This is a genomic window from Sphingomonas endophytica (genome assembly GCF_001476895.1).
In the GTDB taxonomy this organism is placed as follows: Bacteria; Pseudomonadota; Alphaproteobacteria; order Sphingomonadales; family Sphingomonadaceae; genus Sphingomonas; species Sphingomonas endophytica_A.
Genome location: NZ_LDTB01000009.1, coordinates 25,831 through 38,566, shown reverse-complemented (window position 1 = coordinate 38,566; position 12,736 = coordinate 25,831). Strand labels below are relative to the sequence as shown.

General features: G+C 68.4%; 13 protein-coding genes and 3 tRNA genes. 10 read left to right on the top strand and 6 right to left on the bottom strand.

The genetic code is table 11. The features are described from left to right. Positions 1–54 precede the first annotated feature (54 nt). Positions 55–130: transfer RNA gene (locus NS334_RS03895), tRNA-Ala, on the bottom strand. Between the two features lie 85 nt (positions 131–215). Beyond that, the gene (locus NS334_RS03890; RefSeq protein WP_058754671.1) at positions 216–536 is read right to left on the bottom strand and encodes an FYDLN acid domain-containing protein; all 321 of its coding nucleotides are present in this window, start codon (positions 534–536) and stop codon (positions 216–218) included. 100 nt (positions 537–636) lie between these two features. On the opposite strand from NS334_RS03890, the gene aroA reads away from it, so the two are divergent. Beyond that, positions 637–1,974, top strand: coding sequence for a 3-phosphoshikimate 1-carboxyvinyltransferase (gene aroA, locus NS334_RS03885; RefSeq protein ID WP_058754670.1), 1,338 nt, complete (start codon positions 637–639; stop codon positions 1,972–1,974). After that, positions 1,971–2,594, top strand: coding sequence for a (d)CMP kinase (cmk, locus tag NS334_RS03880; RefSeq protein WP_058754669.1), 624 nt, complete (start codon positions 1,971–1,973; stop codon positions 2,592–2,594). The genes aroA and cmk overlap by 4 nt, the downstream gene beginning before the upstream one ends. On the opposite strand, the gene NS334_RS03875 is transcribed toward cmk, so the two are convergent. Continuing rightward, positions 2,591–2,866 carry a type II toxin-antitoxin system RelE/ParE family toxin gene (locus tag NS334_RS03875; RefSeq protein WP_206542629.1) on the bottom strand — a complete coding sequence of 92 codons (276 nt, stop codon included), beginning with the start codon at positions 2,864–2,866 and terminating at the stop codon, positions 2,591–2,593. The two genes, cmk and NS334_RS03875, sit on opposite strands and share 4 nt — an antisense overlap. Position 2,867: 1 nt before the next feature. After that, complete coding sequence (locus tag NS334_RS19340; protein ID WP_342585529.1) at positions 2,868–3,311, bottom strand: type II toxin-antitoxin system ParD family antitoxin; 444 nt, start codon at positions 3,309–3,311, stop codon at positions 2,868–2,870. 83 nt (positions 3,312–3,394) lie between these two features. Between NS334_RS19340 and rpsA the strand changes: the two genes are divergently transcribed. The 5 genes from rpsA (at position 3,395) to NS334_RS03845 (ending at position 7,643) form a co-directional block, all read left to right on the top strand. Further along, on the top strand, positions 3,395–5,101 hold the full coding sequence (gene rpsA, locus NS334_RS03865; protein WP_058754666.1) for a 30S ribosomal protein S1: 1,707 nt from the start codon (positions 3,395–3,397) through the stop codon (positions 5,099–5,101). A 188-nt stretch (positions 5,102–5,289) separates the two neighbouring features. Further along, a complete protein-coding gene (gene ihfB / locus NS334_RS03860; protein WP_058754665.1) occupies positions 5,290–5,571 on the top strand; it encodes an integration host factor subunit beta in 282 nt (93 codons plus the stop codon). 91 nt (positions 5,572–5,662) lie between these two features. Next, positions 5,663–5,746, top strand: a tRNA-Leu gene (locus NS334_RS03855). Positions 5,747–5,778: 32 nt separating this feature from the next. Beyond that, complete coding sequence (locus NS334_RS03850) at positions 5,779–7,215, top strand: ABC transporter substrate-binding protein (protein ID WP_058754712.1); 1,437 nt, start codon at positions 5,779–5,781, stop codon at positions 7,213–7,215. Positions 7,216–7,241: 26 nt separating this feature from the next. Next, positions 7,242–7,643, top strand: coding sequence for a DUF4112 domain-containing protein (locus NS334_RS03845; protein WP_241491797.1), 402 nt, complete (start codon positions 7,242–7,244; stop codon positions 7,641–7,643). Here the strand turns inward: NS334_RS03845 and NS334_RS03840 are convergent. Next, complete coding sequence (locus NS334_RS03840; RefSeq protein ID WP_058754663.1) at positions 7,633–8,742, bottom strand: anhydro-N-acetylmuramic acid kinase; 1,110 nt, start codon at positions 8,740–8,742, stop codon at positions 7,633–7,635. The genes NS334_RS03845 and NS334_RS03840 overlap by 11 nt on opposite strands. A 93-nt stretch (positions 8,743–8,835) precedes the next feature. Here NS334_RS03840 and rimO point away from each other — a divergent pair, with 93 nt between their 5' ends. Together rimO and NS334_RS19265 are read left to right on the top strand one after the other, a co-directional pair. After that, positions 8,836–10,173, top strand: coding sequence for a 30S ribosomal protein S12 methylthiotransferase RimO (gene rimO, locus NS334_RS03835; protein WP_058754662.1), 1,338 nt, complete (start codon positions 8,836–8,838; stop codon positions 10,171–10,173). 86 nt (positions 10,174–10,259) lie between these two features. Beyond that, positions 10,260–11,345: a methyl-accepting chemotaxis protein gene (locus NS334_RS19265; RefSeq protein WP_083500236.1), complete on the top strand. Its 1,086-nt coding sequence runs from the start codon at positions 10,260–10,262 to the stop codon at positions 11,343–11,345. Positions 11,346–11,544: 199 nt separating this feature from the next. Here the strand turns inward: NS334_RS19265 and NS334_RS03825 are convergent. After that, positions 11,545–11,631: transfer RNA gene (locus NS334_RS03825), tRNA-Leu, on the bottom strand. A 175-nt stretch (positions 11,632–11,806) separates the two neighbouring features. Here NS334_RS03825 and NS334_RS03820 point away from each other — a divergent pair. Then, entirely contained in the window at positions 11,807–12,736 is a 930-nt protein-coding gene (locus NS334_RS03820) for a complex I NDUFA9 subunit family protein (RefSeq protein WP_058754711.1), read from the top strand.

Here is a 12,736-nt window from a genome sequence, read left to right as displayed (position 1 = left end):
TTCACGCCCGCGCAGGAGGGGCGGAAGCGCCAATCGCGGCGCTCAGTACGGGAATGGTGGAGCCGAGGGGGATCGAACCCCTGACCTTCGCAATGCCATTGCGACGCTCTCCCAGCTGAGCTACGGCCCCATTCCGTCCGGGAGGCAGCCCTCTATCCGGGGGCTGCGGGATTGGCAAGCGGTGTTTTGCCGCCTGCCGCACCTTTTTTCACACGTCAGTTGTTTTCGTCGTCTTCGCTGATCGTCTCGACGCCCAGATCGTCGTCGCCGCCCAGATCGACCTCGTCGTCGGCGGAGGGCTCCTCGTCCTCACCGGTGTCCAGATCCTCGTCGTCACCGGCCAGATCGGCGTCGACCTTTTCCTTGTCGGGCTTGGCGGCCTCGAACGGCAGCGGCTGCTTGGACTTCAGGATCGGCTCCGGCTCCCATGCATAACCGCAGTTGATGCAGGTGACGGGCTCGTCCTTCTGGAGGTCGTAGAAACGCGTCGCGCATTTCGGGCACGTACGCTTCGTGCCCCATTCCGGCTGGATCATGCCGTGAAAAGCCTTTCGGATGGGTGGATCAAACAGGTCGCCCCGCTGAAGTGGAGCGCGCCTTGCCATAGCGCAAGGCGGCTGGCAAGGCGCGGCGCGCATGGCGCATTCTTCCTCCCCCACTCCGTTCACCGTCCCCGGCCCCGCGCGGCTGGCGGGACGGATCCGCGTTCCCGGCGACAAGTCGATCAGCCACCGCTCGCTGATGCTGTCCGCGCTGGCGGTCGGCGAAAGCCGCGTCGAGGGGTTGCTGGAGGGGGAGGACGTGCTCGCCACCGCCGCCGCGATGCGCGCGATGGGCGCGACGATCGAGCGCGGCGACGACGGCATCTGGCGCATTTACGGCGTCGGGGTCGGCGGGCTGCTCCAGCCATGCCAGGCGCTCGACATGGGCAATTCGGGCACCTCGACGCGGCTGCTGATGGGGCTGGTCGCCAGCCATCCGATCACCGCGACCTTCACCGGCGACGCCTCGCTGTCGGCGCGACCGATGGCGCGCGTCACTGTGCCGCTGGCACAGATGGGCGCGTCGATCGAGGCGTCGCCCGGCACCCGCCTGCCGCTGATGGTGCGCGGGGCGTGTCCGGCGGTGCCGATCGACTATGAGCTGCCGGTCGCCTCGGCACAGGTGAAGTCGGCGGTGCTGCTCGCCGCGCTCAACACGCCGGGCATCACGCGCGTGATCGAGCCGGTGCCGACTCGCGACCATAGCGAGCGGATGCTGGCGGGTTTCGGTGCGCAGCTGACCGTCGAGCAGGGCCCGCGCGGGCGGGTCATCTCGCTGACCGGCGAGGCGGAGTTGAAGCCGCAATCGATCGTCGTGCCCGGCGATCCGTCGTCGGCGGCCTTCTGGATGGTCGCGGCGTCGATCGTGCCGGGCAGCGACGTGGTGATCGAGAATGTCGGGCTGAACCCGACCCGCGCCGGGCTGGTGACCGCCTTGCGCATGATGGGCGCGGATATCACCGAACTGGATGCGCGGGTCGTCGGCGGGGAGCCGGTCGCCGACCTGCGCGTCCGCCACGCGACGCTGGCCGGGATCGTCGTGCCGCACGATCTGGCACCGTCGATGATCGACGAATATCCCGCACTCTTCGTCGCCGCCGCCTTTGCCGAAGGCAAGACGGTCGCGCGCGGCGCGGAGGAACTGCGCGTCAAGGAAAGCGACCGCATCGCCGCGATGCGCGCCGCGCTGGAGGCCAATGGCGTCACCACCGAGGAGCATGAGGACGGGCTGACCGTCCACGGTTCGGGCGGCGAGAAGATCGCGGGCGGCGGCACGGTGGCGACCAAGCTCGACCACCGCATCGCGATGAGCATGACCGTCGCCGGGCTACATGCGCGGAACGCGGTGACGATCGACGATATCGCGCCGGTCGCGACCAGTTACCCGGCCTTCTACCAGCAGCTTGAGACGCTGTCGGGGCGTGCGGCGTGATTATCGCGGTCGATGGTCCCGCCGCGTCCGGCAAAGGCACGATCGCGCGCGCGCTGGCGCGGCATTACGGCGTGCCGCATCTCGACACCGGATTGTTGTATCGCGCGGTCGCGGCGCAGGTGCTGCGGCTGGATCTGGACCCGGCGATCGAGGCCGATGCCGTGGCGGCGTGCGATTTCGATGACACGCTGCTCGCCGATCCGGGCTTGCGCGACGATGCGACGGGGCAGATCGCCTCGATCGTGTCGGCGCATCCACTGGTGCGCGCGGCGCTGATGCAGCGACAGAAGAAGTTCGCGCACCAGCCCGGCGGCGCGGTGCTCGACGGGCGCGATATCGGGACGGTGATCGCGCCTGACGCCGACGCCAAGCTGTTCGTGCGCGCCACGCCGATGATCCGCGCGCGACGCCGTCATGACGAGCTGAAGTCGCGGGGCAGCGCGATCAGCTACGATCAGGTGCTCGCCGATATCCGCACCCGCGACGACCGCGACAGCTCGCGCTCCACCGCGCCGCTGGTCGCGGCGGAGGATGCGATGGAGCTCGACACCAGCTTCCTGTCGATCGACGCCGCCGTGTCGCGGGCGATCGCGTTGGTGGAAGGGCGAACCGCGGGCTAATCCGCCGCCCAATCCTCGCGCCCGTGGCGGATGCGCAGGATCAGCACGTCGTCATCCTCATCGATGGCATAGAAGATGAGGTGTGACCCGGTTGGGTAGCCGCGAATGGCTTCGCGCAATTCGAGCCGCTCCCGACCGGCGCGTGGATGATCGCCGAGGAAGGCAAACGCCCGATCCAGCAGGTCCGCATAACGTTCGGCCTGTTCCTCGCCGAATGTCTCGACACCGTGGAGGTAGATGGAGAAATAATCCTCGTCCGCCTCATCACTCAACCTATATCCCATCGGCGGCCACGATCAGGCGCGCGCGCCGCCTTGCCTCAATACGCCGTTCTTCGGGGGATCGCTCCGAAACGCCGCTCGCCCGCCCCTCATCGATCAACCGCTGCATGTTCGCGATCTTTTCCGCGCGCACCTGTTCGCGGCGGATCAGGTCGCGCACGACATCGCTGGAATTGCTGTAGCGGCCGGTCGCCGCCTGCTGCTCGACCCAGTCCTTCATGGCATCGGGGAGCGAGATGTTCATCGTGGCCATGCCCGCAGCGTCCGCCGATTGGCAAAGATTGTCAACCTTGCTTCTTCGCGGCATTTCGCCTAAGGCGCGGCGGTCCGGCGGGCTGGGGCTCGCGGAGGCGCGGCGCGATCGTATATCCATCGCGCCTTTTCGCACATCCGCGAAAGGCCACCGTCGCTCCCCGATCCCATGGATGTCGCGCACGGCACGGGGTCGGCGCGGCGGTGATGGCCAAGACCGGCGGACCCAACCGCCTGGCCGGAAAACGACATAGGACTGTTTCTTTTATGGCCTCAGTGGCAACTCCCTCGCGTGACGAATTCGCGGCGATGCTCGATGACATGTTCGGCGGCGCCGACAGCTTCGAGGGCCGCGTGGTGCTGGGCACCGTCACCGCCATCGAAAACGACCTGGTCGTCATCGACGTCGGCCTGAAGAGCGAAGGCCGCGTGCCGCTGCGCGAATTCGCGCCTGCGCCGGGCCAGAAGGCCGATCTGAAGGTCGGTGACGAGGTCGAGGTGTACGTCGACCGCGTCGAGAACATGCATGGCGAAGCGATGCTGTCGCGCGACCGCGCACGCCGCGAAGCCGCCTGGGACAAGCTGGAGCTGGAATTCGCCAAGACCGCGCGCGTCGAGGGCGTGATCTTCGGCCGCGTGAAGGGTGGCTTCACCGTCGACCTGAACGGCGCCGTGGCGTTCCTGCCGGGTTCGCAGGTCGACATCCGTCCGGTGCGCGACGTTACCCCGCTGATGGACATCCCGCAGCCGTTCCAGATCCTGAAGATGGACCGCAAGCGCGGCAACATCGTCGTCAGCCGCCGCGCCGTGCTGGAAGAGACCCGCGCCGAGCAGCGTTCGGGCCTGATCCAGTCGCTGCATGAAGGCCAGATCATCGACGGCGTCGTCAAGAACATCACGGATTACGGTGCGTTCGTCGACCTGGGCGGCATCGACGGCCTGCTGCACGTCACCGACCTCAGCTACAAGCGCGTCGGCCACCCGAGCGAGATGATCAACATCGGCGACACCGTGAAGGTGCAGATCATCCGCATCAACAAGGACACGCAGCGCATCTCGCTGGGCATGAAGCAGCTCGAGAGCGATCCGTGGGACGGCGCCGCCGCCAAGTATCCGGTCGGTGCGAAGCTGTCGGGCCGCGTCACGAACATCACCGAATATGGTGCGTTCGTCGAGCTGGAAGCCGGCATCGAGGGCCTGGTCCACGTCAGCGAAATGTCCTGGACCAAGAAGAACGTCCACCCGGGCAAGATCGTCTCGACCTCGCAGGAAGTCGAAGTCGTCGTGCTCGAGGTCGACGAGGACAAGCGCCGCATCTCGCTGGGCCTGAAGCAGGCGCAGAACAACCCGTGGGAGGCGTTCGCCGCCGCGCATCCGATCGGCTCGACCGTCGAAGGCGAAGTCAAGAACGCGACCGAGTTCGGCCTGTTCATCGGCCTGGACAACGACGTCGACGGCATGGTCCACATGTCCGACATCGCCTGGGGCGTGTCGGGTGAGGACGCGCTGAACCTGCACCGCAAGGGTGAGGTCGTTCAGGCCGTGGTCCTCGACATCGACTCCGAGAAGGAGCGCATCTCGCTGGGCATGAAGCAGCTCGAGCGCGGCGGTCCGGTCGCGGCGGGCGCGGGCGATCGCCTGGGCAAGAACCAGGTCGTCACCGTCACCGTCCTCGAAGTCCGCGATGCGGGCCTCGAAGTGCAGGCGGGCGACGATGGCGCGACCGGCTTCATCAAGCGCACCGACCTCGGCCGCGATCGTGACGAGCAGCGCCCGGAGCGTTTCCAGGTCGGCCAGAAGTTCGACGCGATGGTGACCGGCTTCGACCGCTCCAAGAAGCCGACCTTCTCGGTCAAGGCGATGCAGATCGCCGAGGAGAAGCAGGCCGTGGCGCAATACGGTTCGTCCGATTCGGGTGCGTCGCTGGGCGACATCCTGGGCGAGGCGCTGAAGGCCCGCGAAACCAAGAAGTAAGCGGCGGTTCGTCCATCGGACCGTTAAAAGGGGGATCGGCCGACCGGCCGGTCCCCCTTTTTCTTGCCCGGGGTCCGGCAAGTGACCCAATTTGCACAATCGTTGTCATTTCGGTGCTACCGGCCGGCGAAACTCACCTGTATCAGGTCGCCCTGAAGATAACCGGGACAATCAAGGGCTAACGCGCAATGATCAGGTCGGAATTGGTGCAATCGCTGATGAAGGACAATCCCGGCCTATCGCAGCGCGACGTGGAGGCGATCGTCTCCACCTTCTTCGATGAGATCGTCGCTCGTCTGGCGGCGGGCGGCCGCGTCGAATTGCGCGGTTTCGGCGCCTTCTCCACCCGCGCGCGCGATGCCCGCACCGGTCGCAACCCGCGGACCGGCGAGACGGTCGACGTGGAGGCGAAGCGCGTCCCCTTCTTCAAGCCCGGCAAGGAAATGCGCGTCCGCCTCAACGTGGCATGAACCATGGCGACCCGGCACCATGGCTTTCGCGATGGCCGCGCCGACGATGGCTTGACGTAAGCCGTCGCAACGGCTTCGTGGCGCACGATGCGCGGGCGTGGCGGAATCGGTAGACGCTGGGGACTTAAAATCCTCTGCCATTGGCGTGCGGGTTCGAGTCCCGCCGCCCGCACCAGCATCGTCGCGCGGGTCGCGCCGCGCCTGATCATGATCGCCGTCATGGCGGGCGCCGGGACGTCGTGCGGGCGACGCGCCGATGTCGGGGCGGTGGTGGTCAGCGTCATCGGCGACGCGCCGGTGCTGCCCGGCCGGTCGCGCGCCGACCTGAACACCGGCGACCGGTTGCTGACCGACTCGCTGGCCGAGGGACTGGTCCGGTTCGATGCCTCCGGACAGATCGAGGCGGGAATCGCCGAGCGGTGGATCGTCATCGACGACGGCCGCAGCTACATCTTCCGCCTTCGCAACGCGCGCTGGGCCGACGGATCCCCGGTCCGGGCCGGCGATGTGGTGCCGCTGCTGCGCCGCCAGATCGCCGCGTCCTCGACCAACAGCGTCACGCCCTATCTCACGGCCGTCGAGTCGATCGTCGAGATGACACCCGAGGTGATCGAGATAGAGCTCGCCCGGCCACGCCCCGACCTGCTGAAGCTGTTCGCCCAGCCCGAGATGGCGCTGCTGCGGCCGCGCGGCGGCGGGGGCGCCGGGCCGTTCCGGCAGCGGGCGGCGACGCGCGACGGCGCCCTGCTGACCCCCGCGCTGGACCCGGATCGCGACCCCGACGAGGATGCGCCGACGCCGGAGGAGAATGTGCAATTGCGCGGCGAGCGCGCCGCGCTGGCCATCCTGCGCTTCGTCGAGCGGCGTTCCGATCTGGTGACGGGCGGGACGATCGGCGACTGGCCGATCCTGCAGGCCGCCAACCCCGCGCCACCGAACGTCCGCATCGATCCCGCGGCCGGATTGTTCGGCGTGGCGGTGGTCCGTCGCGAGGGCTTCCTGGCGGATGCCGCGAACCGTGCCGCGATCGCGCAGGCAATCGACCGCGCGGACCTGACCGGCAGCATCTCCCCCGATTGGCCCGCCCGCGAGACGATCCTGCCCGAACAGCTCGATTCGGCCGCGCCACCGAGTTCGCCGGGCTGGGCGACGATCCCCGTCGAACAACGCACCGCCGCCGCCGCGCGGCAGGTCGCGGCATGGCGCGCGACGCACGGCGTGCCCGCACTGCGGCTCGCGCTGCCCGGCGGTCCGGGCGGCACCTTGCTCTGGGCGAGGCTGGCGCGGGACCTCTATGCGATCGGTGTCCGCCCGCTCCGCGTCGCAGCGGACGATCCCGCCGCCGATCTGCGCCTGATCGACCGCGTCGCGCCCTATGACAATGCGCGCTGGTATCTGGCCGAGGCGTGCGTGGCCTGTTCGGACGATGCGATGGCCGCGATCGAGGCGGCGCGGCTGGCCGACACGCTGCCGGCCCGCGCGCAGGCGACGGCGCGCGCCGACCAGTTGCTGGCACAGGACGTCGCGTTCATTCCCATCGCGCGGCCGTTCCGCTGGTCGCTGGTGGCGCTGCGCCTGCGACAGTGGCAGCCGAACCCGCGCGCGTGGCACCCGTTGAACCGGCTGCGCGTCGCCCCCAATTGAGCATCATGGTCGCTCGCCCCACCCCCATGTCGCCCGCCTTCTTCGACACGTTGCCGGTCGGGCGCGATCCCGTGGCGATCCGCCGGCGGGTGGAGGCGGTCGAGCGGTTGCTGGAAGGTCTGTATGTCATCCCCGGGATCAACCGGCGCGTCGGGCTGGACGCGATCGTCGGGCTGGTACCGGTCGTCGGCGACCTGCTGGCGGGTGCGATGGGGATGTGGCTGGTCTGGGAAGCGCGCAATCTCGGCATGAGCCGCATGGCGTTGTTCGGCATGACCGCGCGCGTCGGTTTCGACACGGTGCTGGGCATGGTGCCGTTCGTCGGCGATGCGGCCGACTTCTTCTATCGATCGAACACGCGCAACCTGAAGCGGATCAAGAAGCATCTCGACCGCCATTATCCCGCGACGGTGACGGTCACCCGCTAGACGGCTGGCGATCCGCCGGCACGAACACGGTTCCGCCGGGCATGGCACGGGGCGCGCCGGTGATGCCGGGAAAGCTGATCGGCAGCCCCAGCAGCGTCCGCACCGCCATATAGGCGAAGCCTTCCGCCTCCATCGCGTCGCCGTTCCAGCCGAAGGCATCGACCGGTTCCGGGGTCAGCCCGGTCCGCTCACCGATCATCCGCAGCATCGTCGGATTGTGCCGCCCGCCCCCCGCCACCAGCAGGCGGCGCGGACGCACCGGCAACAGCCGCAGCCCCTCCGCCACCGTGACGGCGGTGAAGGCGGTCAGCGTCGCCGCGCCGTCCGCTGCCGACAGCCCGCGCGCCGGCTGGACCGTAAAATCGTTGCGGTCGAGCGACTTGGGATAGGGCGCGTCGAAGAACGGATGGTCGAGCATCGCGGTCAGAATAGCTTCGTCGACGCGGCCCGCCGCCGCCAGCGCACCGTCCTTGTCGAAGCGTGCGCCGCTCTCCTGCTCCACCCAGCTGTCGACCAGCCCGTTGGCGGGGCCGGTGTCGAACGCCGCCACCGCCTCGCCGCCGTCGATCAGCGTGACGTTCGCCACGCCGCCCAGGTTCAGGATCGCGACCGGCCCCTCCAGCCCGGCGGCCAGCGCGGCATGATAGACCGGGATCAGCGGCGCGCCCTGCCCGCCCGCCGCGACATCGGCGCTGCGAAAGTCCGCGACGGTGCGGATGCCGGTCGCATCGGCCAGCACCTGCCCGTCGCCGATCTGCCACGTCCAGCGGCGGTCGGGACGGTGCGCGACGGTCTGCCCGTGGAAGCCGATCACCCCGACCTCTCCGGCCGCCACGCCCGCGTCGCGGAGCAGCTTCTGCACTGCGAGCGTGTGCGTGCGCGTGATGAGCGCCCCCGCCGCCACCAGTTCCGGGCTGGCGCGCGGGCGCGGATAGGTCAGCGCCAGCGCGGTCGCCTCCGCCAGTTGCGTGCGCGCCGCGTCGGAGTACGGCTCCCCGCGAAAGGCGATCGCGCGCACCGCCTGCCGCCCGTCGGTGTCGATCAGCGCCGCGTCGATCCCGTCCAGCGACGTGCCCGACATCAATCCGATCGCCAGCATCCGCGCGCCCTTTCGTCCGTGAAACGCCTCGCTATCGCGCGTGCCGCCGCCACTGGCAAATCGCGTCGTCCCGCATTATGTGCGGGCGATCCCATGGCAACGCAAATCCCCTCACCGCCCCGCGTGGGCATGGTCTCGCTCGGCTGTCCCAAGAACCTGGTCGACAGCGAACGGATCCTGACCCAGCTTCGCGCCGACGGCTATCAGATGTCCGCCGATTATGTCGGCGCGGACGTCGTGCTGGTCAACACCTGCGGCTTCCTCGATTCGGCCAAGGAGGAATCGCTGGAGGCGATCGGGGAGGCGATCGCCGAAAACGGCCGCGTCATCGTCACCGGCTGCATGGGCAAGGAAGCGGAAGCGATCCGCGCCCGCTTCCCGGACGTGCTGGCGATCACGGGCGCGCACGAATACGAACAGGTGGTGGAGGCGGTCCACGCTGCCGCGCCTGCCTCGCTCAGCCCGTTCGTCGACCTGATCCCGGACGCCGGGCTGAAGCTGACGCCGCGCCACTACAGCTATCTGAAGATCTCGGAGGGCTGCAACCACCGCTGCTCCTTCTGCATCATTCCGTCGTTGCGCGGCGATCTCGTCAGCCGCCGCCCCGATGCGATCCTGCGCGAGGCGGAGAAGCTGGTCGCGGCGGGGACGAAGGAATTGCTGGTCATCAGCCAGGACACCTCCGCCTATGGCATCGACATCCGCGACCAATCGCGGATGTGGAAGGGCGCGGAGGTCCGCCCGCACATGACCGACCTCGCCCGCGAACTGGGCAGGATCGCCCCGTGGGTGCGGCTCCACTACGTCTATCCCTACCCCCACGTCGATCAGGTTATCCCGCTGATGGCCGAGGGGCTGGTGCTCCCGTATCTCGACATCCCGTTCCAGCATGCCGCGCCGTCGGTGCTGCGCCGGATGAAGCGCCCCGCCAACGATGCCAAGGTGCTGAGCCGCATCAAGGCGTGGCGAGAGGTCTGCCCGGATATCGCCATCCGCTCGACCTTCGTTGTCGGCTTCCCCGGCGAAACCGAGGCGGATTTCCAGTATCTCCTCGACTGGCTGGACGAGGCGCAGCTCGATCGCGTCGGCGCCTTCCGGTTCGAGCCGGTCGAGGGTGCGTCGGCCAATGCGCTCCCCGATCCGGTGCCCGAAGCGGTCAAGGAAGAGCGGTATGCGCGGATCATGGAGAAGACCGCCGCGATTTCGGCCGCCAAGCTGGCCGCCAAGGTCGGTCGCACGCTGGAGGTGATCATCGACGCGGTCGATGTGGAGAGCGGCGGCGCGTCGGGTCGCTCGATGGCCGATGCGCCGGAGATCGACGGCGAGGTGCATCTGCGTGACGCCGGGCATGCCGCGCCGGGCGACATCCTGCGAGTCGTGATCGAGGAGGCCGACGACCACGACCTGTTCGGCGTACCGGCTCACCGCTAACTCTCTGGAACATCGACACTCGGGCGAGATCCTCACCATCGCTTAACCATCGCGCCCTACACCGCGGTGCGTGATGAGGAGTTGTCATGCCCCGACGAATACGGTCCCTGCTGGACTCGCTGAGTAGCGAGGTCACGTCGCATGCGGACCGGTCCGAAGCGATCGCCAGCCAGACCCGCCTGCTCGCGCTGAATGCCGCGATCGAGGCGGCGCGCTCCGGCGAGGCCGGGCGCGGCTTCGGCGTCGTGGCGCAGGAGGTGAAGACACTGGCGGCGCAGGCGCGCAATTCGTCGCGCGCGTTCCGCGAGGAATTGCTCGGCCGGCTCCACCAGGGCAGCGAGATCGCCGCCGAACTGGTCCGCGAGCTGGAAGGCGGACGACTGGGCGAACTGGCGCAATCGATCGCCGACGCCTTGTCCCGTACCCTGTACGACCGCGCGATCGATGTGCGCGTCCTGGCCACCGATCATTCGATCCGCGAAAGCCTGTTACTCGCCGACAGCGACCGCGCCGAAGCGCGCGCGCTGGAACGGCTGCGGGCGCTGCTCAGCTTCTCGCCCTATTTCCTGAACGCGTTCGTCGTCGCCGGCGATGGCTCGGTGCGGGTCTGCGCGCACGAGAATGCGGCGGTGCGGACGATCCGCTTCGACGGCTATCCGCAATTCCAGCGCGTGATGAACGACGCGCCGACGTCGGGCTGGGTGACGGACGAGGTGTGGGCCAATCCATGGTCGAACGATCGCAAGGTGTTGATCTTCGTCGCCCCCGTCGTCGTGGAGGGCGCGACGCTGGGCGTCTGTTATCTGGAATATGATTTCGAGGGGCAGGTCGCGCGGCTGATCGACATCATGAACCGTTCGTCGCGGCGCGCGGCGGTGTCGATCGTCGATCAGTTCGGCCGCGTCGTCGCGACCAGCGGTACGCGCCGCTTCCAGGAAGCGCATCCTCACGCCACCTCGTCCGCCACGACGCAGATCCAGTCGCTCGACGGACTGGTGGTCGCGCAGGCGAGCGTGCCGAGCGACCATGGCGTGCCGGGGCTCAACTTCCGCTGCATCATCGAGGATCACGTCGCGACCGACAGCGAGATCGTCGCCGCCGTCAGCGGCCGGCCGCAGGATGACCCGATCGGATCCGTCACGACGAATGGTTACGGACGTCAGAGCGTGTAGGCCGGGCGGCGCCCTGCCTCTCACGTGTCGCGATGATCCGGCAATGGTCCGCATGGATCGCTTGCGGGAGGAAAGGCTCTGACGGGCAGTATATGAAGACAGGCAAGAACAGGCCATCGCACTCGTACTAACGTACCAAGTGCAAGCCGAAGCCTATACTGTCTGTACTTTCCCCGGAGCATCATGCCCTGCGGGAAAATGGTGCCCAGAAGAGGACTCGAACCTCCACGACCTTGCGATCGCCAGCACCTGAAGCTGGTGCGTCTACCAATTCCGCCATCTGGGCACGGGGTAGGTGGGTGCCTCTATGGGCGGCGGCCGGAGCCGTCAACAACAATTTTCACTTTTTTGCATCGCAGCGGCCGATCGGGCTATCCCCTCCCCGCGCACGGCCTTGTCAACGCCGGGTGCGGCGGGCAAGGCACGGTCAAGGGCTAAAGGCTTTCGACATGAAGGACGGCATGAACAACAAGCTGGTAACGCTGATCGGCGGTGGGGGCTTCCTTGGCCGCTATATCGCACAGGCATTGCTCAAGTCGGGGGCGCGGGTGCGCGTGGCGCAGCGCGATCCCCGTCAGGCGTTCTTCCTGAAACCGCTGGGCGGGCTGGGACAGACGCAATTCGTCGCGGCCGACGTGACGCGCGCCGACACGATCGCCAATGCGGTCCATGGCGCGGACGCGGTGGTCAATCTGGTCGGCACCTTCGCCGGCAATCTGGCACAGGTGCATGTCGAAGGCGCCCGCAATGTCGCCGCAGCGGCCGCCGCCAATGGCGCGGCGCTGGTCCATGTCTCCGCCATCGGTGCGGACGCGAACGGCGATTCGAGCTACGCGCGCAGCAAGGGCGCGGGCGAGGACGCGGTGCGCGCCGCCTGCCCCGGCGCCACGATCCTGCGCCCCTCGACCGTGTTCGGGCGCGAGGACCAGTTCGTGAACCGCTTCGCCGGGATGATCGCCGGCCTGCCGGTCGTCCCCATCCTGCGCGCGGGCGCGCGGTTCCAGCCGGTGTTCGTCGGCGACGTGGCGCATGCGACCGTCGCCGCGCTCGACGATGCCGGGACGTTCGGTGGCCGGACGTTCGAATTGGGGGGGCCGGAAGTGTTGACGATGCGGGAACTGCATCAGCGGATCGCCCGCCATATCGGACGACGCGCGCGCTTCGTCGAACTGCCCGACGCGCTCGGGGGCCTGCTCGCCGCCCTTCCCGGCACGCCGATCAGCACCGACCAGTGGAAGCTGCTTGGCCATGACTCGGTGGTGAGCGCCGGCGCGGAAGGCCTCGCCGCGCTGGGCATCGGCGCCACGCCGCTGGACGCGGTCGCACCCGACTGGCTGGTCCGCTTCCGCAAGGCCGGCCGCTTCGGGCTGATCAACCGCACCGCCGGCTGA